Here is a 26,339-nt window from a genome sequence, read left to right on the forward strand (position 1 = left end):
CTAACCCCTAAAAGGAAGTCTGGATATTGTACTTTATAAATCAACCTACAATTGGAGGTTTTTCATTTATAAACGGTTGATTATAAAACCTTCTGCCCTCTGCTTTATACAAGGCATTGGCCAATGCTCCCATTACTGGCGGGAACGGGGGTTCGCCCAATCCCGTAGGGTCTATTTCATTCTGAACAAAATGCACTTCGATATTCTTTGGTGCCTCACTGTGCCTGATTATTCTATAGCGATCAAAATTACTTTGTTGCGTAGCTCCATCTTTAAAAGTAAGTCCTCCGTACATGGCGTTGCCCACTCCATCTACAATACCTCCTTCGCACATATTGGCAGCTGCATCGGGATTTACAACGATACCACAATCCATGGCACAGACCGCATTTTCCACACGAGGTGTTCCATCATTGCCTTTTACCACATCTATGACATGGGCAGCATAGGTGTTGTGACAAAAATATGCCGCCACACCACGGAACATTCCGGGCTTTTCGGTCCCCCATTCGGATTTGTCCCGCACTAACTTTAAGACACCGGCCAATCTATCCGCTTCATAATCATTCTTTTCACCTACAGGGTTGGTCATGGCTTTGTCCAGAAGTTCCAATCTAAATTCAATAGGGTCTTTTCCTGCCAATTCTGCAACTTCATCCAAAAAGGCCTGCTCTACACCCGCCATAAAGTTTGACCTTGGCGCACGGAATGCACCTATGGTGATATTTGAGTTATGTTCCCACTGTTCAGCCATGTAATTTTCCACAGCTCCTGCCGGAAACCTGTCGGCAAAAATGGGAGTTTCTGGAATTCCACCAGCCTTTACATGGAATGCTACCAAATTATTGTTTTCATCTAAAGCAGCCCTATAAGTTGCTTGGTAAGATGGCCTATAAATTCCAAAGGTCATATCATCTTCTCGGGAATATACCAATTTTACAGGCGCTTTTACTTTTTTGGAAATTAGTCCGGCCTCAACAGCATAATGGGCATAAGCCCTTCTTCCGAAACCGCCTCCCATTCGGGTCATTTCAATATCCACTTTTTCCGCAGGAAGTCCTAAACTAGCTGCAATGGCTCCCTCAATAAGCAAAGGTGCTTGCAACGGTCCGGCCAATTTTGCCCCTTCATCGGTAACATGTGCAAAGAAATTCATTGGTTCCATGCAGTTATGGGCCAAAAATGGACAGGTATAACTTCTTTCTATAACCTTAGCTGCATTTTCAAAAGCTTTCTCGGGATTTCCATCCTTTCTTACCACTTGTCCCGGTTTGGCCGCCAATTCTTCCATTTTGGCATAATGTGCATCGGAACTTTCCAGACCACCGGGAACTTTTACTTGGGACTTATTTCCAAATCTATCTGCCGTGTACTCATAATCGGAGAATGGCTCCCATTCCACTTGCAATTTCTTTTTGGCATTCATTACTTCCCAAGTGGTTTTCCCCACAACTACGACCAATTCTGTAAATGCATTGGTATCGAAAAAATTTCGTTCATAGTCGTCGGAATAGGTCTCTATTTTGAAAACATCCACAATTCCTGGCATGGATTTGGCCTGTGAAGCATCAAAAGACTTTAATTTTAAACCGAAAGCTGGCGGATGTTCGGCCATGGCCACCAAGGCTCCGTCATACTGATAGTCTACCCCAAACATGGGTTTTCCTGTTACTATTTTTTTGCCTTCAACATTCTTTTTGGAATTACTGATAATCTTAAAGTCTTTGGGCGATTTCAGAGTAACCTCTTCTGGCACTTCTACTTCCATGGCCGCAGATGCAACTTCTCCATATCCCAAAGTATTTCCGGTAGGGTCATGGGTCAACACGCCTTCAGCAGTGGATATTTCCGAAACTGGCACTTGCCATTGTTTTGCTGCTGCTTGTTTAAGCATTTGTTTGGCCGACGCACCAACGGTCCTAAGCCCTTCCCATCTAGTTCGTATCCCTTGACTACCACCTGTAAACTGTCTTCCATAGATTTCCGCATTGTAAGGAGCAATCTCCACCAATACCTTTTCCCAAGAAATATCCAATTCCTCGGCCACTAACATGGGCATGGATGTCATAACACCTTGTCCAAATTCCGGGTTTGGGCAAAAAATGGTGGCTACCCCATTTTCTCCAATTTTTAAATACGAATTGATTTCGAACCACTCTTCGGGCATTTCCATTACCTCAGCTTCCGTAACCTGTTTTGGCTTACAGGAGTTAAGCCAGCTAAAACCTAAGATAAGCCCTCCCCCAGCCAAACTGGAGTTTCGTAAAAAAGCCCTACGTCCAATGGTATTTATATCCTTTTGTTCTGACATGATGTGGTAGTTTTTAGATGATTAATTCTGTTCCTATTTGGAACTGGCGGCCAATTTTACAGCCTTTTTGATGCGGGTATAGGTTCCGCAACGGCAGATATTGCCATTCATGGCCATTTCAATTTCGTTATCGGTAGGATTCGGATTGTTCTCCAGTAAAGCTGCCGCGGTCATTATCTGACCCGCCTGACAATAGCCGCATTGGGGCACATCAACTTCCAACCATGCTTTTTGTACCGGGTGATCGCCCTCTTCGGATAAGCCCTCGATGGTAGTGACCTGTTGATTTCCAACAGAAGCAACCGTTAGCATACAGGCACGAGTTGCAGTTCCTTCCAAGTGGATGGTGCATGCGCCACATTGAGCTATACCGCACCCATATTTTGTTCCCACTAAGTTTAAATGGTCTCTAAGTACCCATAGCATTGGAGTTGATGGATCAGCATCCACCTCGTGACTTTTACCGTTGATATTGAGTGTGTATTTTGCCATTATTTTGAGTTTGTTTGAATTTACGAACAAAATCCATTCAATCGAAATAAAGATGTAACGGATTCACAATTAAACTGTTAAATGTTTGATGTTTACAATATAAAAGCTAAAGGTTTAGCCAATACGTTAATTTTAGATTGATCGACCTAAAACGTGGTGCAAAGGTTTGGGTAAAATAGTTGTCGTTATAGACCAAATAGAGATCGGACAAAGGTGCAAACCTCCATTGCAACCTAGAATTAATACCCAAATTATCCCTTTGATTGGAGTACTGAACCAGTGTGGACCAGAACAAGTTCTTGGTAAATGTCACATCTATTTTGGGAGTGACCAGCCATAAATCTGCATCCTCATAAGGGTCGGGAAGATCTATTTTATCATAATTGGCCCCTAGCGTAAATTGCACCCATGGCTGAATACGATAAGCCACCTGACCTCCCAAGGATAAAATGTCCCCATTAAAAAATCGTCCTACCGTTCCCTGTACGCCATAGGTCAACAAGTTGACATTATTGGATTGATAAACAAATTCCATTTGATTAAAATGATATCCCTGACCTCCTGGCAAAGGCTGTCCTCCCGGTGTCCGTGTTGGGTCGAAAGGGGCTGTTAAATAAATAAAGTTGTTGGTGAAAGATGCTTCTGCCACGGCCTGGTTCTTAAAGGCGGTATCCCATGTAAACGAATACCTATGATCGGTTTTTTTGTAATCTAATGAAGGCCTCCAATACATAATGGTCAATGCCCTAAGCCCATGTGTATTGAAAATTCCGCTGCTAGGGTAAAAAATCCGTTTGATACCGTTACCCCATTTAACAATATCGCGCCGGGGAACAAACCCCAAATCCGCCCTAAAATCCTCATTTACGTAAACCAGGTCCTCCGTAATTTCCCAACGTCTGGGATTATAGGTCACTGTTGCCTGCGATGAAAAATTACCTTCGTGATCATTGGGCTGAAAAGATTTATGCAGGTAAAATCTACCACGCCAAATATCATCGGAAGATGCTAAATTATAATCCGCACCAATAACACGGTTGTATTCATCCAAAGGGTCCAAAAATGCCTTTTCACCTGTAGCCTGACGGTTTACCCAAAACAAACCTATGTTAGACCTACTTCCGATTTTACGTTGCAAAGCCAACATCATGTTGTTATTGGAGGCAATCCTATTTTCCTGATCCTTTGCCGTTTGAATATTCAAAACACCTAACCGCCAATCCTTGTTGAGCTTTCCGCTTAATCGAACCCCACCAATAATATCGTTCTGGATAAGATTTCCAAGCGTATCCCTTGCTAGTCCAATTCTTCTTGAGAAAAATGGTTTGGCCTCATTAAAGGAATTTCCGAAACTTTCAAAAAGATCACTGTTATCAATAAAAAACTGTCTTTTTTCGGGCAAACGAAGTTCAAAACGCGTCAGATTGGTGAAAATATCATCTACCTCCACATTGGAAAAATCAGGGTTCAGTGTTATGTCCAAATTCATCCCGTTTCCGATGGCCACTTTGGCATCTCCCCCAACTTTAAATTTGGTATTGGATTCATCCGTAGTAAAATCGTGATCGTTCAGGGCATTTATATAGGGAATCAAGGTAAATGGCGTTCGCGATTGCCCCAATGGGCGTTCAAAGCGCAATTCTCCCATATATGCCAAACTTGATAGTCGTTGTTGTTGCGGCACCTGCACCCATGTAGATTGCTCATTGGATTGATTGTTCCAGCGATAGCTTCTGAACCTCCATTTTGTGCTGCCTTCCACAAATTTGAGTGAAGTAAATGGGATGGCCACTTCTATAACGTAATGATCATTGAACCGTGTGGCCTCAGCCTTCCATTTTACATCCCAAGTATTATTAAAATTATTGCCGCCTTCCGAAACCAATCCTTCCCTACGAACACCATATGGTGTTATTCCGAAAAAATAGGCCGTTGTTCCATCGTTAAAAGTATCGAACAGCAAGGAAACATTATCGTTGGTGGTCCCTCCAAAGTCTCGTTTTAAGGAAGATACCACATAATTGCCGTTGTCCGCTTCCGCTCGAATACCAATATATAAAGTGGTTTCTGAATAAAGAATTTTGAAAGTGGTTGGGTAGTCTGCCAATTTGGAATCTGTTGGAAAAAACTGCATGAAATCAGTTGCCATTTCAGCCTGATCCCACAAAGGTTCGTCCATTACACCATCTAAATTAATACTGCCTTCGATAAACTTTGCCGTGATGGTTTTTGGAATGCCCTGACCTTGCATGGTAGCGCACAGGAGAATAAAAAAAATGGCACAACCCCATTTTACTGATTTTCCCATTTTACTTTACTTTGATTGTTCAATTAATTGTGCTTCACAAAAATAGGAGGTCAAAGAAGGATTTGGAGTACCTAAGTTACGGATGTTCCTACCATTATTACAGTTGTAGTGTCACTAATTTGATTTACTGAATATCAACGCCTTATAAATGCCCGTAAAAATTGGAATAAAAAAAACCAGTAAAATAAATTTTACTGGTTTGTCGGGATGACTGACCTCTTGACGAGGTGCTAACCCATTAATATCCAGAATATTATGTCGATTTTCCCAAAATAGGACATCCCATAGGACATCTTCGTGTGAAATAATGATTTTCACAACGTAAATATCGATATTTAAAATCAAACCACACCATCTTGTTTTATTTAATTTTAAATCAAAATAGACAAAGGAATTTTTGTGAGTTCAAAAGCTCATCACAAACAAGTTAAGCATCTATTCGGCCTATCGACAAGCAGATATAATAAGAACTTTGATTGTCAATTTTAACCTAGCCGTATAAATTACAAGATTTAGATTTTTGCCACCGGTGTTCCAGCCAAGCCATTACTGGTCCACCTTACATGATGGACACGATCGAGTTTAGAGATTTTGATTGCAGTGATACCTGAATCTTGTGATGTTTTCAATACTACCAATGACCATGCCTATACCGAAGTTGTGTAGAAAAATCCAATAAACTTATACAACCCGAATAGGATTAAGGTAACCCCCAATCCTATTCGAACCTTTTAATATATTCTTCTGGACGTTCCTTTTATTTCTTGGTCAAATGATATCCAGCCGATTCAACGGCAGAAGTGATTTCCTCTTCCGTGGCACTTGTGGTCTGTACGATCAACAATTTGTCTTGGGAGGCAAAGTCTACAGACCAATCGGTCACGCCATCCACCTTATCCAAAAATGGTTTTACGGTATTGGCACACCCACTGCACTTAATATTTGATTTGAATTGTAATGTACTCATGTTCATCGATTTTAAATTAGAAAATTACTATAGTTTAATCGTTTTAAGCCTCAAACTGTTCAATACGACCGATACACTGCTAAAGGCCATAGCGGCACCAGCTATCATCGGGTCCAACAAAAATCCATTGATTGGATATAGAAGCCCTGCAGCTATAGGAATTCCAATGATATTGTATATAAAGGCCCAAAAAAGATTTTGTCTTATACCTATAACGGTCTTATGGGAGAGCTTCAGCGCTTTGGGAATCGCATTTAAATCAGAGGTGATCAGGGTCATTTTCGCGACATCCATGGCTATGTCGGACCCTTTGCCCATGGCGATGCTGACATCTGCTTGGGCAAGTGCCTGCGAATCATTGATACCATCGCCCACCATGGCGACCACCTTTCCACTTTCTTGAAGCCTTTTTACAAAATCAGCTTTCTCTGATGGGAGCACTTCGGCTTCATAGCTTTTGATACCCACCTGTTGTGATACGGCTTCGGCTGTCATCTTGTTATCACCGGTCATCATGTAAACTTCCATACCATTCCCCTGCATTTCCCGTATGGCTTCCTTTGAGGACTTTTTTATGCTATCCATAATGGCCAAAATCGCCTTTACCTTGCCTCCACCGCCAAAGTATATGACCGTTTTGGCCTCCTGCTCTAACCCTTCGACCATGTGCCCCAGGTTGTCATCCATGGCGATTCCTTTTTCGACCATCAACTTATGATTGCCCACAAGGTATTGGGTTCCATCCAATGCCTCAGCTCGAACACCTTTTCCTGTAATACTATTGAAGTTCAAAATTTCGATCGGATTTACCTTTCTATTTTTTAAAAAGGAGACCACGGCTTCAGCCAAGGGATGTTCGGACTGTCCTTCCATGGCATATAAAATTTGCTCCAGGCCCCTGTGATCGGTCACATGGTCCGCAAAGACCATATCGGTCACCACTGGCTTTCCTTCTGTTATGGTTCCCGTTTTATCCAGGACAATGGCATTTACTTTGTAACCCAACTCCAAACTTTCCGCATCTTTGATGAGGATATTGTGTTCGGCCCCCTTGCCGATTCCCACCATGATGGCTGTGGGGGTTGCCAAACCCAGCGCACAAGGACAAGCTATTACCAATACGGCAACTGCGGTCAACAGTGCATGGGTAAAAGCGTCCTCACCTCCCAGGAACATCCAGGTGATAAATGTCACCACTGAAATCGTCATTACCACGGGAACAAAAATACCGGCAATCCTGTCCACCAATTTTTGTACGGGCGCCTTGCTCCCCTGTGCTTCCTGCACCATCTTGATGATCTGGGACAAAAGGGTCTCCCCTCCCACCCGGTCAGCTACAAACTGAAAGCTTCCTTTTTGGTTTACGGTACCGGCAAAAACTTTTTCACCCTTTGTCTTTTCTACAGGGACGGGTTCGCCCGTGATCATACTTTCATCAACATAGGAACTTCCTTTGGACACTGTTCCATCCACAGGGATTTTCTCTCCCGGTCTGACCAATATCGTTTGACCTACCTTGACCGAAGAAATAGAGATTTCCCTTTCCTCCCCATCTTCTATCACCTTTAAGGTCTTGGGCTGCAACCCCATCAATTTCTTTATGGCGGAGGATGTATTTGATTTCGCCTTTTCTTCCAATAATTTCCCCAATGAAATAAAGGTGATGATCACTGTGGCCGCCTCATAATATACATGGGGTTCCATGCCTTTACTGAGCCAAAATTCAGGAAAAAAGGTATTGAATGCACTGAACAAAAAGGCAATGCCCGTACTGAGTGCGACCAAGGTATCCATATTGGCCTTACCGAATCTGGCCTGTTTGAAGGCATTTATGAAAAAACTTCGGCCAAACCAGAACAGGATAGGAACGGCAAGTACCAACGAAATCCACCTACCCAGGACCCAATCCATAAAAAACATCCCCAGAAGGAAAATGGGAAGTGTCAAAATAGCGGACCAAAGGGTTCGCTTTTTTATGGATACATAATGCTTTTTCGAAAGCTCTTCCTGTACTTCGGTAGGATCCTCGGCATCCACAATTATATCATAACCGATTTGACGTACCGCATTTTGAAGATCGCTTAGGTCCATAGCACTGTCATACTCCACAAGGACCGTACTATTGGCAAAGTTGACACTGGCATTGTAGACCCCTTCCGTATGGCCTAGCATGGATTCCACGCTGGATGCACAGGCAGCACAGGTCATTCCAGTGACCGGGAAAGATTTTTTTGACACCGTCTTCGGTTTCCTTTCGGTGTCCTCAATAATATCGATTGCATCCATTTTCTACTCCGATTTGTATGGTACAAATTTCAGAATAGACCTAAAATGCACTGTTACGTTATTTACTGAAAGAGTTGTAGAATTTTCCGAAAAATCAACCTTTACCTTTCTTCGTCAAGTACTTAACCTTAATTGGTGAGTGGTTTTTAGAATTCGGCAACATCTATGAGATCAGGTTCGCCCACGTCAATCTTTTTTGGAGAATTTGCCCCGATCAGTTTAGAATATATTCGATAGGACAAACCATTGTAGTGAACTTGGGGCAAAACGAAAGCATTGGTAGTAAGTAATCGCCTCTCATTCGGCCAGATTCTTTGTTTCTTCGCTAAGCGATCCCTCGAATTTAGGAATAGGCCGCTTTTCTTTCCCAGCTTCGGTTTCCACTATTCCATTTTCCTTGATGTCGTTTATCAACCATTGCATTTCCATTATCTCCCTGCGTTGCGCCTTGATAATTTCATTGGCAAGCTCACGTACCCTGACATCTTTTATTTGAGAACGTTTACTGGTCAAAATAGCAATGGAATGATGGGGTATCATTCCTTCCATGTAGTCGACTCCTGAAACGGTAACCTGACTCCTGACCAGCCATATCCCACCTGCAATCAACAAAACACCCAAGGCTAAAATTGACATGTTCTTGCGTCGGTCTTTATACATCTGTAGCATATATAGCAGCATAATAATGATCATCGATCCCCCCATTATCAAAGTCATGAAAAATCTAGTCTCACTATACCAAAAATGATCAATGATTTGATATGAGTGGGTGTACATTAAAAAAAACATGGCGACCATTGAGGTGCCAATCATCGCAAAAAACTTTAAATAATTATTGGATTTCCTTTGACTATCTTCCATTGTGCAAATTTTATCTGGTTATTGTGATTATTCCTTGACTTTCGATTATTGTATTGTTCCATTCCAATTGTAGGCCTGACAATTTACCTGTCCCAGTTATCATATATTGGTTCAATTGGCTTTGCTCATCGCTTGTATTTTATATTGACCTCCGTTATTTTCCAATGCCTTTTGTAGATTTTCAAGGGGGACCTCAAATTGCGACTCCACTGTAGCTTCTGCGTTTTTTAGATTGACCGCTACATCGGCTACACCGGCCACATTGAAAAGAGCTTCTTCAACGTGCCCCCTACAGCCATCACAAGTCATTCCTTCTATTTGGTATCTTCTTTTCATGTTGTGATGATTTTATATTTTAACAATTTTACACATAGAATCAACAATGTTGGTTCCAACACGTATGGGAAAAGTAACACTTTCTGTATAAGGGCATTGTTTGAAAAAAAACAAACCTTGACCCATTTGCGAAGAAAGATGTTTTTTAAATAGCGTTTAGGAAGCTGGTTCCTTGGAAAGGTATTGCGCCCTTAATGGTAGAGGTTAAATATCATCAAGCGATATTCTATTTTGAATGGCACTTTTCTTAAATTGTGTAGGTGTCATTCCAGTTACTTTTTTAAATTGGTTGCTTAAATAGGCAACGCTGCTATAGTCCAATTGAAACGCTATTTCTTTTAAGCCCAATTCGTCATAAACAAGAAACTCTTTGATCTTTTCAATCTTTTGGTTGATGATATATTGCTCCAAGGTAATGCTTTCCACCGCGGAAAACAGCGAACTAAGATACTTATAGTCAAGATGCAATCCATCGGAAAGGTATTCGGGCCATTTGACCTTTTCCATGGGTCCGGTGTAGTGTATCGCCTCAATCACTAGGTTTTTGATCTGTTCTATCAACTGACCTTTACGATCGTTGATGATCGTAAATCCAATTTTCTCAAGTCGTTCGTTGAGACCTTCCCGTTTTTCAGGCGTGATTTTCCCATTGAGGGTTATTTCACCCAACGACACATTCATATAGGGAATGCCCTCATCGTCCAAAATACCTTTGACGGCCATGATGCATCTCGGACAGACCATGTTTTTGATGTACAACACATCTTTCGATTTACTGGACCCAACTTCCATATTATGTAGTGAATTTCCACAGGGCCTTCAAAAAAATGACGACCACTGCCAATATTACAATCAGCACTAATGCCAATATGCCAAGGATTTTCATTCTTCTTTCCTTTTTTTTCTTGGCCCGACTCTGTTTCCTTTTTACCAGCTCCCTTTTTTTCTTTCGCCTTTGTCTCCTAAATTCGCTCATTTTTCCAACAATGATTCAACTGGTTCAATGGTCAACTATTTGCTCCTAACAGGAGTCCTTTGCCAAATAATATGTCAATGTGTTTGAACTATCGCCTTTTCCATAGTTTTCTGATCGTTGGGGAGCTGACATACCACAACAAGAATCCGCTCAAAACGGTAATCAATCCCATCAGGGAAAAAATCCGTAAAACCATGGTGTTAAAATCGTCCCGTCCCTCATAGTCCATGGTATGGGTCATCCATAAAAAATCGAACCATCTCCAGGCCCGATGCCTCACACGTTGGAACGACCCATCGGCCTCTGAGACATACGCTTTCAGGTTTTCATCCGTTTCATAGGTTATCACATAGGCCGCTAATGGACGTCCCCGATACTCGTGCTGCCCACCTGTTTGGGTGAGTCTTTCGACATCTTTGACCTTAAGTTCTGGCAACATATACTGTGAGGCAACGGCCAAGGCCTGTTGTTCATCGATACCCTTTTTGATCTCCCCCGTTTGTGCATCCATCAAAACCCCACCATTGATCCAATAATAGGGACTTCCCCCTATATTTCTCAATTCCAAAGATGTGACCTTAACGTTCCCGTGTCCATTGGGAGCAATCAAATTGCCAAACTCGGGCTGGCTCACATGCTCCTTGATGAATTGATCCCCATGGATCTCATCAATGTCCGTCCAACTAAAATATAGTCCGCTGATAGTCCACATAAGGAACTGGATACCAATAAATAGGCCAAGATACCTATGTATCTTTCTGACTTTCATCGATGTTTTTCTTCCGACCATTAGTTCTTCCAGTTGTTCCGTGAGGAATTATGCATCTTCACAATTTTCCATTCCCCATCCATTTTTTTAAGGATTGAGGTGGCAACCCCTTTTCTGCTGATCATTTTGCCCTCACCTCCATTTTCCGATTTTAGGCCAATGGTATAGACATAGCTTTCCGTGGTAAAGGCAAAGGGTAGCTCCACCTTCACCTCGATGGTATAATCCGAAAACTTAAAACTGTTGAAATGTCCGAGTTCTGGACCTATATGATGGTCGAGATAATGTTGATAGGTGCCTTCCACGCCCCCGGATTCAAAAACTTCGGAATCTTCCGCAAAAAGCTCCAAGGTACCTTCCGTGGTCAAGTTTTGCAGTGCTTCTTTATAGCTTTCCAATATCCTCAGCACAGCGGCCCTGTCCTGGTCTAGGTTTTCCTTGTTAGGGTTTGTTTGGCCAAAGCTTGTCCCTGTGAGAAATACGGCCATTAGAAAAATCTGTAAAGTAATACGTTTCATTGGTTTGTTTTAACATTGTTTAGGTTAGTATATATTGTATGATAAAGGCTCCCAGGACAATCGAAATGACGATCCCATACAGGATATGGGCCAACCATTTTTTTAAAATGGCCTTTTTCGGCTGCACAGGTCCATTGTCACGACAACAATCTTTCATCCTTTTTTTCCATTAGTGCCTGACAAGGGAAGGGAACGATTAACTAACTAACTCACCAACCAATCAACTTTGGGTGTTCCCCTCCCTTTCAGGACTTTATTTCCTCATTCATAGTAACCGGACATGACCAACAACAATAGCAATATCGTTTGTCCCGGTTTTAGGGTAATTTCCATGTCATTTTCAATTATCCAATTCTTCCATTAGATCATTTACCAAGGTCAATATCCGTTCTTTCTCTTCCACCGATAATTTTGCATCCTTATGGATCAGGGTATAGGAAGATAGGGGCATCTTATCGTCTTCGATCTGACTTGCGATGGACTTTAGTTTGCTCCTTTTTCTTCGATCCGAATAGTCGCCCCATTCATTGAAATTGAGTTCTTCCTTTCCCTCTTTGATGTGTTCTTCCAAAAACCAGGCGATGGGTTGGACCTTATTGTACCACGGGTATTGGGTGTTGTTACTGTGGCAATCATAGCAAGATACCCGCAAATCGTGTTCGATATCCTTGGCAACCTGGTTCACCGACATGAAGTCCGTATCGGGAACCACATCGCTCAAGTTGGGATCTGTGGGCACAAACTGGATGCCCACAAATCCCAACAGCACTACCAATACTATGATTTTCAGTACTTTCATTTAATTGATTTCCTTTTGCACCTTACCACAGGTCAACATCTTACTTCCAAAAAATGGATTCTGGATTTCGCTGCTTGCGCTGAGCCACGTTCCTCCTTGGTTGTTGTTGTACATGGGGCAGAATTGTTGGTACAAGGTTTTGGAAGTCCCGGTTATGGCAATAAAATCGACCATATCCTTGCCCAGTCCCTCAAAGTGTTCCCGTTGGTGACCGATATCACTTTTGGCGATATGCTCCCCATGTTCCTTGGCCACTTCAATGATATCGGACAGCTCCTTCTGTTGCTGTTCATCGTATCCGCTGATATCAAAGCTGCCCAAGGCACTGGCCAAGGCTTGGCCCGATTTGGCCGCTTCATCCTTATTGTCCGCCACCAGGGCATCCTTCAGTTGGAGGTAGCTATCGATCACGGATGTGCCCTGTGCATCGGACGAACCCATATCATGGTCCATGGTCCCGTGGTCCATTTCCCCCGCAGAGCTCTCATGGTGATGGCCCTCTTCCGTTCCCATCTCCATATGGGCTCCTTCCTTGTCATTTGTTTCCTTCTTACCGTCCTTACAGGAAATCACGGTAATGGTCAAAAGCGCAATGGCAATTGTACTTAATGTAACTGTTGTTCTTTTCATTGTAATTGATTTTAAGATTAATTCCTCATTTTGATTGCCCAGGGTCGGCATATTTGTATTATCCCCCATTATTGTTGCTATTTTAATTTTTTCATCTAATTTTCCATTTCTCCCACGCAGGCACTCTACCCTTATTCTTCCTCGACCGTACGCTTTTTCCCCAAAAACAATCGTTCCCCGAAAAAAATAAGCACCATCAATACCAGGGCAACAATGACCACCAAAAGATCACTACCGGCCTTTGACCAAATAAAGGCGCCCAACACCAGTACATCCAGCACAAGGGCCGTAATGAGGATAATGGGATTTGCACCGATTTCCTTTCGTAGATTGTTTAGGACCCCCCAATGGATCCCGATATCCATGATCAAATAAAAGATGGCCCCCAATGCAGCGATCCGGCTCAGATCGAACAACATGGTGAGCCCTATGGCAATCACCACGGTATACACCAACATATGTTTCTGTATGTCCCCGGGAATCCCAAAATGTCGATGTGGTATCAATTCCTTTTCAGTGAGCATGGTGGTCATCCGGGAAACGGCAAAAATGCTGGCAACGACCCCGGAAACGGTGGATATGATCGCCAGACCAACGGTGAACCAGACCCCATATTTTCCAAAAGCGGGTCTGGATGCCTCGGCCAGCGAATAGTCCTTGGCCGCAATGATTTCCTGGATGGAAAGATTGGAAGAGACCGCAAATGCCACCATGAGATAGACCAGGGTACATATCACCAAAGAAATGACAATGGCCCGTCCCACGTTACGTTTGGGATCGACGATCTCATCCCCACTATTGGTAATGGTGGTAAAACCCTTATAGGCCAATATCGACAGTGCCAATGCCCCCAAATAATCCACCAGGGAATGCTCGGTCAAGGACTGGGAAGGAACGACCTGATCAAAGGTAAATCCAGCTGCCCAAAGGCCACCAATGGCAAAAACCGCTATCCCGCCGATTTTTAGTATGGCCATGACCAAGGACGATCCCCCGATAGCTTTGTTTCCCATCACATTGACAATAAAGGCTGTGATCAACAACAATACCCCAAGGATCGGGGGCCAGAATCCTTTCGACTCCACATCAAAAAGCTCCAATACGTAGGTCCCGAACGTCCGGGCCACCAAACTCTCATTGATGACCATGGAAAGGGCCATCAGCAGTGCACCGGTGGCGGTCCAGGCCGTTTTACCGTAAACCTTTTTGAGGTACATGCCAATGCCCCCGGCAGAGGGGTAGGTATTGGACATTTTGACATAGGTGTAGGAACTGAAACCTGAGATGACTGCCCCGATTAAAAAAGCAAAGGGAAACCATTGGCCGGAGAGTTCGGCAACCTGACCCAAGAGCGCAAAAATTCCCGCACCGATCATCACACCGGTTCCCAAAGCAATGGTATTGGTCAGACTCAGGCTATTTTTTTTGTATTCTGCCATTTAAAAACGGGCTAGCAGGCCTCCGCCCCAACCATATCGGTTGTTGTAATTGGCCTGGATTGAAAAATTACGTGAAAGGATATAGGAGGCCCCTACCAGCCATTGGGTCTCACTTTCATAGGATGAATTCCCCAAATCGTTGACCCATCCAAAATCGGCCCGAAATTCATATTCCCCCTCGAGGAAAATCCTGGGAAAAAGCAATAGTTCCCTATCCAACCTTATTCTTGGACGCAGCTGGTGGTCCATACTCACATCCATATTAAAGCGGTATGGGGTAAAATACTTGACCCCTATCAGTCCCACTGTATTGAAACGGTCATAGGAATCAGGGATGGAGGTTTCCGTGTTTACCCCTGCATAGACCCGTACCCAGTCATTGAGATACCTGTTATAATTGACTTCCACCTCGGCATTTTGGTCGTAGTCAAATTCTGCCCGTACCCCAAATTCATTCCTGATATTACTTGAAACAAGGAAGAGTTCATTAAAATTGGAACCCAATCTGGCAGCACCCCAAGCATAATAATGGTCAGTTTCATCTACCAACTTTTGAACAGGAAAATCCTTCATCCTCAGATCCCTTGGGGTATCATAACTGAAAACCCTGGCCATGCCCCCCATCATGTGGTAGAGGATATGACAGTGGAAAAACCAATCCCCGTACTCTTCATTATAAAATTCGATGACCACTTTCTGCATGGGCGGCACATTGACCGTATGTTTCAAGGGTGACTTTTCACCATTCTCATTGATGACCCTGAAATAATGCCCATGGAGGTGCATCGGATGGTGCATCATGGTCAGGTTGTTGAGGGTGATCCGGGTTACTTCCCCACCTTTGATCTTGATCTTATCGGTTTCTGAAAGTGGCACACCGTTCATACTCCAGATATACCGTTGCATATTTCCCGTCAGGTTCAACAGAATGTCATTGACGGGCAGATCGGCATTATAGGTAGTACTTTCCTTTGCTTTTAAGAAGTCATAGTTGAAATACGTTTTACGGGTATCGTAATCAAAAGCTGAAGTGTCTTTCTGCATCATTGGCATAGTCTGAACCATAGGGTTTTCCATCTTGTCCTTATGTCCGGTGGATTTCATTGACGTTGAATCCTTTTCCATTCCTGCCATATCCCCCATCTTTTTATCCATCTCCATGTGCCTATGATCTTCATTCGCATTCATAGGCCTTTTATCATCCATCTTCGCAATGGGTTTATCCTTTTGACCGCTCATTTTGGTCTTATCCATAGACATCCCATTGTGCATACCCATATCCATGCTGCCATCCTTCATGTCCATCTGCATTCCGTACTTGTGCATGAGATATTCGGGTGTGTTCTTTTTTTTGTTGCCGGCCATTGCCGGAGCCCCCATTTTCATGTCCATTCGGGCCATTTGTTTCATCATCGCCACTTTGTCGGGCCTATCGATGGTCGTTGCGGGAAAAAGCGTTCCCTGACCTAAGTGCAACGAGGTATGCCCGGAGCCGTCCTGTGCCGTGGCGGTTACCTCCAAAGTGCCTTCAGGAACGGTCACGATGACATCATAGGTCTCGGCAATGCCAAAAAGAAAACGACTTTTGGAAACAGGCTCCACATCGACACCATCCCCGGAAACCACCATGGGGTTACCGCCACCGAAATCCATCCAATAATAGGTGGAGGCAGAGGCATTGACGAACCTGAGCCGCACTTTTTCCCCTGGTTTGAAATCAGGGTATTCGGCCAATGTTTTCCCATTGGTCAAAAATGCGGGGTAGTAGATATCCGCAATATCCGCTCCCTCCATACGATCTCGCCAAAATTTGAGCTGTGCACCTAGTGCACCTTCCTTGATGACCCTGCTCAAGGGCACCGCGGTCCCTTTTTTGACCTGGTACCACTCGTTTCCCCGTTTAAGGTTTCGGAGCACGTTCATGGCCTTTTCGTTCGTCCAATCGGAAAGCACCACGACCAAATCCTTATCGTAGTCCAACGTCTTTTCCTTGGGATGGATCAGTATCGAGCCATACACCCCCTTTTGCTCTTGCAGCATGGTGTGGGAATGGTACCAATAGGTACCTGATTGGTTGATCGGAATCCGATATTGGAAAGTTGTGCCAGGTTCTATGGGCGGTGTGGTCAAATAGGGAACCCCGTCATAAAAATTGGGCAAGATCAATCCATGCCAGTGTACGGAGGTTTCCACATCCATCTTATTGGTCACGTTGATCAGGGCGAGGTCACCCTCGTTGAATTCCAAGACCGGTCCCGGAATACTCCCATTGATGGTCATTGCATCGGCAGTGACCCCACCGAGGGTCAATTTGTTCTGTTCCAGTACAAGATTGTATTCCCGAACGGGTCTACCTTCCTCTTTTCTGTCCTCACCATTTGTCCCCACTTGCCCAAAAACATGGGTCGTCAAGGCAGTTAGGACAAAAAACAAGATTTTAGATTTCAATATTTTCATCATTCATTCATTTACATTTGTTCAATTACATTTCATCGGTGATTTCACCGCAGGTCAACATAGCCTCTCCGAAATAGGGATTTTTGATCTCTTTGGTCGTACTCAACCAATAGGCACCTTTGTTGTTATCGGCCATCGGGCAAAACTGTTCGTATATCTTTTGATCGACCCCAAAAAGCTTGACACCTTTGGATAGATGGGCGGACAGATGTTTAAAATGATCGCGTTGCGCTTTGATATCCGATATCTTTGAAATGGAATTCGCCGAATTGGAGATTTCCTTCGATATCGTCATCCAATGGCCGTGCGCCTTTTTGTCCGTCAATTGTTTCATATCCACATGTTCCAAGGCCGACAACACTTTTTTTGCAGCGGCATTGGACTTGGCGGCATTATCATTGACAAGCGCATCCTTTAACTCCAAGTAGGCGCTCAACACCTGTTTCAATTGGTTCTGAAATATCCCTGTCGCCGCTATTCGCTGGTCCATGTCGGAATGGTCCGTTTTACTTTCCTGTTTGACATCCCCCATATCCATTTCCGAATGATCGCTACCGCCTGTACCCTTGTCATCCCCCATCTTCATGCCTCCGTGGTTATGTCCCGTCATGGCGGGCCCACCTTCAGGATTCATCATGCTCGGTTTCCCGGCCAATTGGGCCGCCGCGTCGATACTAAAGGTCCCGTTTACCGCGATCTCATCCCCTTCTTGCAGCCCCTCCTTGACAATGAAACCATTTCCCAACGATGGTCCCAAGGTGACATCGCGCAACACAAAATTCACCCCATTGGATGTGGTATTCTTGATGTATACCACAGAACGTTCCCCGGTCCACATCACTGCCGACTTAGGAATGGTTATCGCTTCTGATGCAATGGGCTGTTTTGCTTTTACGGTTCCGGAAGCGAACATTTCCGGCTTTAACCTTAAACCGGTGTTCCCGATCTCGATTCTGGCCTTGGCAACCCTTGTCATGGGATTGATCACCGGGTCGATATAGGAAATCCTGCCTTTGAAGTTTTCGCCCGGGAGCGAGGGTATGGTAAAGACCACTTCATCGCCTTTTCTTACCCAGGGCATGTCGGACTCATAAATATCGAACAGTACCCAAACGCTGTTCAGGTTGGCAATTTGATATAATGCCTTGCCCTTGTTGACATAGTCGCCAAGGTTTACCATTTTTTCGGTAACGTAGCCTGAAACATCGGCATGTATCGGCAATTCCTCCTTAACGGTCCCGGATTGAAGTATCTGTGCGATTTGGTTGTCGGAAAGCTTCCAGTTTTTTAATTTTTCCTTGGCGGCATTAAAAAACTGCGGTTGGGTGTCCGCCACCTTTCTTGCTTCAAAAAGTTCCTCTTGTGCAGTGACCAGGTCAGGGGAATAAATATAGGCGATGATCTGCCCCTGCTTGATATACTCCCCTGTAAAATTCACCATTAGCCTTTCCACCCTGCCGGGAATATGGGAAGATTGGGAATAGATCGATCGTTCATCCGCTTCCACCTTGCCATTAAGATCGATCAATTTGACCGGGGCGGTCTTGCCCACGATTTCCGTAGTGACATTGGCAAGCTGCATGGCGGTTTTCGACATGCTAACGGCCATGGGGTCAAGTTCCGAACCGTTGTCATTTTCCAAAGGGATCAAGTCCATCCCACAAATGGGACAATCTCCCGGTTCCGTCTGTCTGATCTGGGGATGCATGGAGCAGGTCCAAATGGTTTCTCCCGATACTTCCGAAGTATGTTGGTGTTCCTCTGTGGCATTGCCCTTGGAGCCCCCGAACAATAGCCATCCCAGCAAAAGTCCAAGAACCAAGGTGGACAAGGCTATTTTTACTATTTTTTGTGTTTCTGATTTCATCTGATTATTTTTTTGCCGTGATATAGTTAAACTTGGCCAACGCTATTTCATATTGCGTCAATGCGCTTATTTTCAATTTAGTATACTTCAACAATTGTTGCTGCATTCGCAACACCTCCTCGAAGTCCTTCCCGGAATTCCCATAGGCTGTGAACAACAGATTGAGTGCTTGTTCCGATTCCATGATCTGTTCATCAAAGAGGGAAATCAAATCCGTCTGCTGCCTTATGTCAAAAACGGCCATTTCATAATTGGTCTTCAATGTATTGGTGACTTCCTTTTTTTGCAGTGCATAACTTTCCTGCATCAATTGGGCCTCCTTTTCGGCTGCCCTGTACTTACCCCTGAATAGGGGCAGGCTCAAGGTAACCATGGGCATCAATACATCCTTGCCATTATCGGGAACCACCATGTCGGTACGCTTATCAACCATTACATAGTCCAGTCCGACCCCCACTTTTGGCAGGCCTTGTTTAAGGGCTGCCCTTTCGGATGCCGCTGCAGCCTTGACCTTTAATTCCAGGGAATTCAAGAGCGGATGGTCCACTACCAAGGAATCTTTGACATAATCAATGGGCAGTACATTGACCCCAAAGGTCTCAGGGATGTTTATTTGTTCATCTTCCTTACGGTCCAATAGTTTATTGAAGGACGCCAAAAGGGGGATTTCCTTGTTTTTCAGGACGCCCAAATTCGTCCGGGCTTCCTTTAAAAGCACGTCCACCCTTAAGACATCGACCAATGATCCCAGGCCATTTTTGAATTTCGTATTGGAAACCGTCCTGTAGGATTCCAAAATGGCGATGTTGTCCTCTTCGATCCGTACCCACTCCTTAAGTTCGTACAATGGGAAATAAGCTGCCGAAACCTCGTAATAAAGTTTGTTCCTGGCGTCCAAAAAGGACTGGTACTTGGCCTCTGCCATAAGTGCAGCGGCATCACCTTGGGCCTTTAGCGTTCCAAACCAAGGAAACATCTGGGTCAGTGAAAACCTTGCTTTTTGGGGCCCTACCCTGGTTTCGACCGGGGAGATGAAGTACCCAAAGGACAAGTTTGGATCTGGTAAAGCCTTCACCTGCGGTACTTTTTGTAACGCCGCCTCAAAATCTTTGTACTGTGAAAGCAACCCTGGGTTGTTCTCAGCCGCTACCTTAAAGTAATCCTCCAAGGTCTGGCCGTTGGAAAGGATACTTGTCAAGACAAATAGGATGGTCAATACATTTTTCATTTTACTGTATTTTTTTCAATGCTTTGTTGCGATTTTTAATGACTGTTTCCCTCCAATATGCTTGGAGTACCGGGACCACGAACATGGTCATGATCTGTATGGCCATTCCCCCAAAAGTCGGGATTGCCATGGGAATCATGATATCGGCCCCTTTTCCGGTCGAGGTCAGTACCGGCAAAAGGGCGATGATGGCCACGGCGGCCGTCATCATGGCGGGACGGACCCTTTTTTTCCCTGCCTCCAAAACCGCCGCTCTTACATCCGGTACGGTTTGAGGGTTCTTTTCCTCAAAAACCTGGTGGATGTACGTACCCATGATGACACCATCATCGGTGGCAATACCGAAAAGTGCGATAAAACCAACCCAAACCGCAACGCTTAAATTGATCGTGTGCATTTGGAACAGATCCCGCATGTTGACCCCTGAAATGGCAAAATTCATGAACCAATCCTGACCATAGAGCCAGAGCATTATGAAACCTCCCGCAAAAGCAACAAAAACCCCGGAAAAATGGATGGAGGATGCGATGACCGTCTTGAACTGAAAAAACAGGAGCAAGAAAATCACAATCAAACTGATCGGTATGACAATGGACAGTCTTTTCACTGCCCTGATTTGGTTCTCATAACTCCCTGAAAACTTATAGCTTATTCCGGCGGGAACCGTTAATTCCCCTGCATCGATTTTTTTCTGGATGGCTTCCTGGGCATCGTTCACCACATCGACTTCCGCAAAACCGTCCCGTTTATCAAAAAGCACATAGCCTACCAAAAAGGTGTTTTCGCTCTTGATGGCCTGAGGCCCGCGGACATATTCAAAATCCACCACTTGGGATAAGGGAATTTGCGCCCCTACCGGTGTGGGAATCAAAATTTTCTTCAACGATTCCGGGTCGTCCCTCAATTCCCTCGGGTAGCGCACCCGCACGGGAAAACGTTCCCTACCTTCAACGGTGGAGGTGATTTTCATCCCACCGATCGCTGTTTCGATGCTTTGCTGCACATCTTCAATGTTCAAACCATATCGGGATATCCCGTCCCTGTTGATATTGAGGTGCAAATAAGGTTTGCCCACTATTCTATCGGCGAATACGGCTTCTGCCTTGACCGAGGGCACTTCCTTCAAGATACCTTCCAATTGCATCCCAAAATCCTCGATGGTCTTCAGATCGGGACCAAAAACCTTGATCCCCATGGGAGCGCGCATTCCGGTCTGCAACATCACCAACCGGGTTTCTATGGGCTGTAATTTGGGAGCAGAGGTTATGCCCGGGATCTTGGTGACCTTTACGATCTCATCCCAGATATCGTTGGGGGATTTGATATGAGGCCTCCAGTTTCGGAAAAACTCACCGTCCTCATCCACGATCAGGTCCTTCTCGGCAATCCCTAACTGCAAGGCCTCCTCATTGGTCAAAGTGTCTTTATGCTGGGTAATGAACCTGTCCTTTCGATCTACTTTATAACGGACCCTATGTCCGTCTTCATTCACAATGAATTCAGGTTTATAGTTGATGATGTTCTCATACATGGAAATGGGTGCAGGGTCCAGTGCGGATTCAACGCGACCGAGTTTACCGACAACCAAGTCCACTTCGGGTATGCTTCCCAAGAGCATATCCAACTGTCCAACCACCCTTTTGTTGTATTCCACCCCTGAATGCGGCATGGATGTCGGCATCAACAGGAACGAACCTTCATTGAGCGATGGCATGAACTCGGATCCTATTCCCGGGAATCTCTTGGAAGCTGCCTGCCATCCCGAGGTCTGTCTGACACTTTTCCAACCTACCGATTCAAAGCCTTTGGCCACGATTCCAAAGGTGCTATCGAACCCCAGCCAAACCAATACCCCAAAAAACAGGGTCACGAATGGGATGAGCATGAACTTTCCTTTGTTTTCCAGACACCACTTTAGGACCGGGGTATAGAAATGTACGATTCCCATCAAAGCGGCCAGGATAATGCCCACTAGGAACAACACAAAAAAGTAGTTGACCACAATACCGTTTTGGGGTCCCAAGGGCATCCATTCCTCGGTCAGGAAGAAGGAAGCGATAAAAACGGTCAGTCCCAAATTGATATAGTTGGGAAACGATTTATAGTGCTCCGGCCATTTGGGTTCCATCAAATTGTTCAACCCAATGAGTGAAATGACCAATGGCAACCACATCTGGGCATAAAATGCAAAAATAAGCCCGGTGGATATCAATAGAATGGACCAAAACCGTCGCACCCGTTTCTTGTCATAATCCACCCCCATTACAAAATGGGCCAATGCCGGAAGCACAACGATTCCCAGCACAAAGGCGCTCAACAGGGCAAAGGTCTTGGTAAAGGCCAAGGGCCTAAATAGCTTCCCTTCTGCCGATTGCATGGCAAAGACAGGCACAAAGCTCACGACGGTGGTCGCCAATGCGGTCGTAATTGCCGAGGCCACTTCCACGGTGGCCTTATATATTACCTGAATGAGTTCCTTGCCCTTGGCACCATGGTTCTCGGGCATTTCCAAATGACGGATAATGTTCTCGACGAACACGATCCCCACGTCCACCATCACCCCTATGGCAATGGCTATCCCGGAAAGGGCCACCACATTGGCATCTACCCCGGCATATTGCATGACAATAAAGGTCATTAGGACCCCGACAGGCAATAGACTGGATATGATCACAGAGGCCCTCAGGTTGAGGACAAGTACCAGTACAACGATGATGCTGATCAGTATTTCGTGGGACAGGGCATTTTCCAAAGTACCTATGGTCTCGTGGATGAGCTGTGTCCGGTCATAAAACGGGACCACGGTCAATTGGCTTTCCACACCATTGGCCAATGTCTTTTTGGGCAAACCGGGTGCGATTTCCTTGATCTTGTCCTTCACATTATTGATGACCGCCAAAGGATTGGAACCATAACGGGCGACCACGACGCCACCTACCACTTCGGCGCCCCCTTTATCGAGCACGCCCCTTCGTGTGGCCGGTCCCAAGCTGACCACCCCAATATCCTTGACCCGAACCGGGACATTGTCAAAGACGGCAACCACGGCCTTTTCTATGTCTTCCGTATTTTTGACATATCCCAAGCCCCTGACCAAATATTCTGCTTGATTGACTTCAATGGTCTTGGCGCCCACATCCCTGTTCGACTTCCGTACGGCCTCCATGACCTTGTATAAAGGAATATTATAGGCTTTCAGGGCATCTGGATTTACATCCACTTGATATTCTTGGACGAAACCACCGATCGAAGCCACTTCGGACACCCCGTCCACGGCATTCAACCCGTATTTCACATAAAAATCCTGGGCAGTCCGTATTTCGTGCAGATCCCATCCTCCTGTAGGGTTCCCATCCTTGTCCCTTCCTTCCAGGGTATACCAATATACCTGTCCCAATGCCGTGGCGTCAGGACCCAAAGTCGGGGTTACCCCATCGGGCAACAGCCCTGCGGGAAGTGAATTCAATTTTTCAAGGATCCGGGAGCGCGACCAATAAAATTCCACATCATCATTAAAAATGATATAGATACTGGAAAATCCAAAGATGGATGAACTACGGATCGTTTTCACCCCTGGAATTCCAAGTAAATAGGTCGTCATTGGATAAGAAATCTGATCCTCGATATCTTGTGGCGATCGCCCGGGCCATTGCGTGAAAACAATTTGCTGGTTTTCCCCAATATCGGGAATGGCATCCACGGGCACCGGGTCTTTTGGGAGAAAGCCCGTATTCCAATTGAAGGGGGAAGTGACAATCCCCCAGGTAACCAACGTTATTAAAACGAGAACGGTCACCAGTTTGTTCACTAAAAAGTATTTTATGATTTTATTAAGCATATCATGAGTTTATTGTGTTGGAAATAGTGAAAATGTTCCAAAGGCAATAAATACCTAGGGCCATGCCAAAAACCATAGCACGGCCAAACGTCATCGATATGCTCTTAAATAAGGAAAGTTTGATCAAGAATCTGAATATCCTTGACCAAAAGGGGCGGAGGGTAATGTACGACAGAAACTATATTTTCCTGTAATCCCTCAAAAAGATTGATGTAACTGTACGTGAAGGCAACCAGGAACTGATGCTCCCCAACACTTAAATTTTCAACGGAAAGCAATAGATCCCCATTTCCTTGTACGGAAAGCGTTTCGTCATCGCAACACTGTTTTTTCTGCAGCTTGTGCTGGTGTGAATCCGATGGCTGCTGCATATCCATTCCACAGGATTCCGCTTTACCGAAGAAGGAAAAATCAACAAGATCTTCCCCACAATAGTGTTGTGCCACCGCAAAGGAAAAGGTGGATGCCAGCACGTTGAGTGCCATAAAACAAGATAATATTTTGAACCAAAATACTCTCATAAGCGGTTACAAAACTACAAAAATTTTAACAACCTCATTAAATTTAACACAATTTATACAAGGATTCCGCATAAAGCCCCTGCTTTTCAAAGTACCGACCATGGCACCCCATACTTTTGACCATCAATCATTTATACGACCATCGTATCTGGTCCGGGACGGTATAAAGCACATCGTGGTTCGAAGGCCCTCCTTACTGGCAACGGATGGAACCCTGACCAATAGCATTGTATTTTCAACCCGATTAAAGGTGGAACCCTTGTCTTCAATCGAACCATAACAGACCTTAAAGTTCCTCGATACCGAATCCGATCGTTGGACAGCTGACGGTCATTCCTTTCCCCACATATTGTATACCAGTATAGTATTGTGATCCTTGTGGTGGCCCAATGCCAGTACTTTTGGTAAACCTGATATTTGTCATGTTTTTTCCGAATCCCATACCTTACATTTGGAACCAAATCCTGCTGAAATCACACACAAACAGTAATCATATGGATAACTGCATAATTGATTACAGTTTGATTTTTAGCGAGTTAAACAAAATTTAGTAACTTTAGGAAGTGAAGCAAACCACATCGAAAATATTGTCCCTGTTTCTGGCCTGTTCTGTATTGATCAGTACCACTTCCTTTGCATCGAATGCCCATTTTTGCTGTAACAAGTTGGTCAGTTTTTCTGTGACCGGCAAAGCAAAACCCTGCGACCAAAAGCTTCAAAATCCCAAAAACACCTCAAGGAAGTGCTCTTTGGAACAAAAGGATTGCTGCAGCACCGATACCTATGCCAATATTGGCAAGGATGACCTGATGCTGGATTCCTTTGACCTTGATTTCGGCACACTTGTATTTCTAAATGCCTTTATTTTTTACCATATCGATTGTTTCGAAGGGCTACAGGAAAACATAATCCCTTTTAAAGACTACGATCCCCCGTGGATCGAACAGGATCTCCTTGTCCTTCATGAAACTTTCCTAATTTGATTTTTACACTGGCGGAACGTCAATGCAATCGTTCGCTCTTCACATTGGTCATGGCCACTAAATGACCTTTTTTGTCGTGTGCTATCTCCACGACGGCATATCCTGATCGATTCTCCTATCGGGTTTTGACCCGATATTATTTACGCTTAACAATAACTCAGACACCATGGATTCCAAAAAGGAATACTGGATAAAGCATATGGTCTGTAGGCGATGCCTCAAGGTCATAAGACAAGAATTGCATGACCTGGGCATTGAGGTTCTATCCCTTGAACTGGGGAAACTTACGGTAAATGCCCCGGAAATAGGGATTGCCGAAGTTGACCAAAAAGTCGTGGACGTCCTACATTCCAATGGCTTTGAAATAGCCAAAAGCGAAGAGGAAATGATCGTTGAGAAAATCAAGATAGGCTTGATTTCCTTAGTGACCAACGTCCCGATTAACCACAAAGGGAACACCTCGGACTACCTTGTCGATTTATTGCATCGCGATTACAAAGTACTGAGCAAGGTTTTTTCCAGAAATGAAAACATCACGATCGAAAAGTACTTTATCAAGCTCAAGATCGAAAAGGTAAAGGAGCTTATCCAACTGGGACAATATTCATTTTCCGATATCGCCTATATGCTCGATTACAGCAGCGTCAACCATTTGTCCGCACAGTTCAAGGAAATTATGGGGATGAGCATGACGGATTACAAAAACGGACAAATGTGGCAAAGGGATTTTCTTGACGAAATAATATAAAAATC

Annotated in this window: 21 protein-coding genes; 3 read left to right on the forward strand and 18 right to left on the reverse strand. The window is 44.5% G+C overall.

What is annotated here, in order from left to right; translation table 11 throughout:
- Positions 1-40: 40 nt before the first annotated feature.
- The 18 genes from PY091_RS03145 to PY091_RS03230 all read right to left on the reverse strand — a co-directional run bounded on the left by PY091_RS03145 (position 41) and on the right by PY091_RS03230 (position 24,603).
- Positions 41-2,311: a xanthine dehydrogenase family protein molybdopterin-binding subunit gene (locus PY091_RS03145; RefSeq protein ID WP_275648300.1), complete on the reverse strand. Its 2,271-nt coding sequence runs from the start codon at positions 2,309-2,311 to the stop codon at positions 41-43.
- A gap of 33 nt (positions 2,312-2,344) precedes the next feature.
- On the reverse strand, positions 2,345-2,803 hold the full coding sequence (locus tag PY091_RS03150) for a (2Fe-2S)-binding protein (RefSeq protein ID WP_275648301.1): 459 nt from the start codon (positions 2,801-2,803) through the stop codon (positions 2,345-2,347).
- Between the two features lie 106 nt (positions 2,804-2,909).
- Positions 2,910-5,111: a DUF5916 domain-containing protein gene (locus tag PY091_RS03155; protein ID WP_275648302.1), complete on the reverse strand. Its 2,202-nt coding sequence runs from the start codon at positions 5,109-5,111 to the stop codon at positions 2,910-2,912.
- Between the two features lie 757 nt (positions 5,112-5,868).
- Positions 5,869-6,078, reverse strand: a complete 210-nt coding sequence (locus tag PY091_RS03160) for a heavy-metal-associated domain-containing protein (RefSeq protein WP_090297511.1) — start codon at positions 6,076-6,078, stop codon at positions 5,869-5,871.
- A 27-nt stretch (positions 6,079-6,105) separates the two neighbouring features.
- Entirely contained in the window at positions 6,106-8,364 is a 2,259-nt protein-coding gene (locus PY091_RS03165; RefSeq protein WP_275648303.1) for a heavy metal translocating P-type ATPase, read from the reverse strand.
- Between the two features lie 297 nt (positions 8,365-8,661).
- Entirely contained in the window at positions 8,662-9,057 is a 396-nt protein-coding gene (locus PY091_RS03170; protein WP_275648304.1) for a DUF305 domain-containing protein, read from the reverse strand.
- A 279-nt stretch (positions 9,058-9,336) separates the two neighbouring features.
- Positions 9,337-9,561: a heavy-metal-associated domain-containing protein gene (locus PY091_RS03175; RefSeq protein ID WP_090294903.1), complete on the reverse strand. Its 225-nt coding sequence runs from the start codon at positions 9,559-9,561 to the stop codon at positions 9,337-9,339.
- A 204-nt stretch (positions 9,562-9,765) separates the two neighbouring features.
- Complete coding sequence (locus PY091_RS03180) at positions 9,766-10,353, reverse strand: helix-turn-helix domain-containing protein (RefSeq protein WP_036383511.1); 588 nt, start codon at positions 10,351-10,353, stop codon at positions 9,766-9,768.
- A gap of 272 nt (positions 10,354-10,625) precedes the next feature.
- Positions 10,626-11,327: a PepSY domain-containing protein gene (locus PY091_RS03185; RefSeq protein ID WP_225604824.1), complete on the reverse strand. Its 702-nt coding sequence runs from the start codon at positions 11,325-11,327 to the stop codon at positions 10,626-10,628.
- Positions 11,327-11,824, reverse strand: coding sequence for a YybH family protein (locus PY091_RS03190; RefSeq protein WP_275648305.1), 498 nt, complete (start codon positions 11,822-11,824; stop codon positions 11,327-11,329). Before PY091_RS03190 ends, PY091_RS03185 begins: the two co-directional genes overlap by 1 nt.
- 340 nt (positions 11,825-12,164) lie before the next feature.
- A complete protein-coding gene (locus PY091_RS03195; protein WP_036385864.1) occupies positions 12,165-12,623 on the reverse strand; it encodes a heme-binding domain-containing protein in 459 nt (152 codons plus the stop codon).
- Entirely contained in the window at positions 12,624-13,253 is a 630-nt protein-coding gene (locus tag PY091_RS03200) for a DUF3347 domain-containing protein (RefSeq protein WP_119647252.1), read from the reverse strand.
- Positions 13,254-13,384: 131 nt separating this feature from the next.
- Positions 13,385-14,692 (reverse strand): APC family permease, encoded by a 1,308-nt coding sequence (locus tag PY091_RS03205; protein ID WP_036385867.1) that lies wholly within the window; start codon positions 14,690-14,692, stop codon positions 13,385-13,387.
- Positions 14,693-17,149, reverse strand: a complete 2,457-nt coding sequence (locus PY091_RS03210; RefSeq protein WP_275648766.1) for a multicopper oxidase domain-containing protein — start codon at positions 17,147-17,149, stop codon at positions 14,693-14,695.
- A gap of 25 nt (positions 17,150-17,174) precedes the next feature.
- Complete coding sequence (locus PY091_RS03215) at positions 17,175-19,016, reverse strand: efflux RND transporter periplasmic adaptor subunit (protein ID WP_275648306.1); 1,842 nt, start codon at positions 19,014-19,016, stop codon at positions 17,175-17,177.
- A 4-nt stretch (positions 19,017-19,020) separates the two neighbouring features.
- Positions 19,021-20,244: a TolC family protein gene (locus PY091_RS03220; RefSeq protein ID WP_275648307.1), complete on the reverse strand. Its 1,224-nt coding sequence runs from the start codon at positions 20,242-20,244 to the stop codon at positions 19,021-19,023.
- A gap of 1 nt (position 20,245) precedes the next feature.
- The gene (locus tag PY091_RS03225; RefSeq protein ID WP_275648308.1) at positions 20,246-24,082 is read right to left on the reverse strand and encodes an efflux RND transporter permease subunit; all 3,837 of its coding nucleotides are present in this window, start codon (positions 24,080-24,082) and stop codon (positions 20,246-20,248) included.
- Positions 24,083-24,186: 104 nt separating this feature from the next.
- The gene (locus PY091_RS03230) at positions 24,187-24,603 is read right to left on the reverse strand and encodes an HYC_CC_PP family protein (protein WP_417956552.1); all 417 of its coding nucleotides are present in this window, start codon (positions 24,601-24,603) and stop codon (positions 24,187-24,189) included.
- Between the two features lie 100 nt (positions 24,604-24,703).
- On the opposite strand from PY091_RS03230, the gene PY091_RS03235 reads away from it, so the two are divergent.
- From PY091_RS03235 to PY091_RS03245, 3 genes are all read left to right on the forward strand, one after another.
- Entirely contained in the window at positions 24,704-24,883 is a 180-nt protein-coding gene (locus PY091_RS03235; RefSeq protein ID WP_139297725.1) for a hypothetical protein, read from the forward strand.
- Positions 24,884-25,166: 283 nt separating this feature from the next.
- Positions 25,167-25,586, forward strand: coding sequence for an HYC_CC_PP family protein (locus PY091_RS03240; protein WP_275648309.1), 420 nt, complete (start codon positions 25,167-25,169; stop codon positions 25,584-25,586).
- 166 nt (positions 25,587-25,752) lie between these two features.
- A complete protein-coding gene (locus tag PY091_RS03245; RefSeq protein ID WP_036385881.1) occupies positions 25,753-26,334 on the forward strand; it encodes a helix-turn-helix domain-containing protein in 582 nt (193 codons plus the stop codon).
- The last annotated feature ends 5 nt before the right edge of the window (positions 26,335-26,339 follow it).

Source organism: Flagellimonas okinawensis (assembly GCF_029194005.1).
GTDB lineage: Bacteria > Bacteroidota > Bacteroidia > Flavobacteriales > Flavobacteriaceae > Flagellimonas > Flagellimonas okinawensis.

Coding starts and splice junctions, on each gene's coding strand:
- PY091_RS03145 (WP_275648300.1), bottom strand. CDS start 2,311: ATGTCAGAACAAAAGGATATAAATACCATTGGACGTAGGGCTTTTTTA.
- PY091_RS03150 (WP_275648301.1), bottom strand. CDS start 2,803: ATGGCAAAATACACACTCAATATCAACGGTAAAAGTCACGAGGTGGAT.
- PY091_RS03155 (WP_275648302.1), bottom strand. CDS start 5,111: ATGGGAAAATCAGTAAAATGGGGTTGTGCCATTTTTTTTATTCTCCTG.
- PY091_RS03160 (WP_090297511.1), bottom strand. CDS start 6,078: ATGAGTACATTACAATTCAAATCAAATATTAAGTGCAGTGGGTGTGCC.
- PY091_RS03165 (WP_275648303.1), bottom strand. CDS start 8,364: ATGGATGCAATCGATATTATTGAGGACACCGAAAGGAAACCGAAGACG.
- PY091_RS03170 (WP_275648304.1), bottom strand. CDS start 9,057: ATGATCATTATTATGCTGCTATATATGCTACAGATGTATAAAGACCGA.
- PY091_RS03175 (WP_090294903.1), bottom strand. CDS start 9,561: ATGAAAAGAAGATACCAAATAGAAGGAATGACTTGTGATGGCTGTAGG.
- PY091_RS03180 (WP_036383511.1), bottom strand. CDS start 10,353: ATGGAAGTTGGGTCCAGTAAATCGAAAGATGTGTTGTACATCAAAAAC.
- PY091_RS03185 (WP_225604824.1), bottom strand. CDS start 11,327: ATGGTCGGAAGAAAAACATCGATGAAAGTCAGAAAGATACATAGGTAT.
- PY091_RS03190 (WP_275648305.1), bottom strand. CDS start 11,824: ATGAAACGTATTACTTTACAGATTTTTCTAATGGCCGTATTTCTCACA.
- PY091_RS03195 (WP_036385864.1), bottom strand. CDS start 12,623: ATGAAAGTACTGAAAATCATAGTATTGGTAGTGCTGTTGGGATTTGTG.
- PY091_RS03200 (WP_119647252.1), bottom strand. CDS start 13,253: ATGAAAAGAACAACAGTTACATTAAGTACAATTGCCATTGCGCTTTTG.
- PY091_RS03205 (WP_036385867.1), bottom strand. CDS start 14,692: ATGGCAGAATACAAAAAAAATAGCCTGAGTCTGACCAATACCATTGCT.
- PY091_RS03210 (WP_275648766.1), bottom strand. CDS start 17,149: ATGAAAATATTGAAATCTAAAATCTTGTTTTTTGTCCTAACTGCCTTG.
- PY091_RS03215 (WP_275648306.1), bottom strand. CDS start 19,016: ATGAAATCAGAAACACAAAAAATAGTAAAAATAGCCTTGTCCACCTTG.
- PY091_RS03220 (WP_275648307.1), bottom strand. CDS start 20,244: ATGAAAAATGTATTGACCATCCTATTTGTCTTGACAAGTATCCTTTCC.
- PY091_RS03225 (WP_275648308.1), bottom strand. CDS start 24,082: ATGCTTAATAAAATCATAAAATACTTTTTAGTGAACAAACTGGTGACC.
- PY091_RS03230 (WP_417956552.1), bottom strand. CDS start 24,603: ATGAGAGTATTTTGGTTCAAAATATTATCTTGTTTTATGGCACTCAAC.
- PY091_RS03235 (WP_139297725.1), top strand. CDS start 24,704: ATGGCACCCCATACTTTTGACCATCAATCATTTATACGACCATCGTAT.
- PY091_RS03245 (WP_036385881.1), top strand. CDS start 25,753: ATGGATTCCAAAAAGGAATACTGGATAAAGCATATGGTCTGTAGGCGA.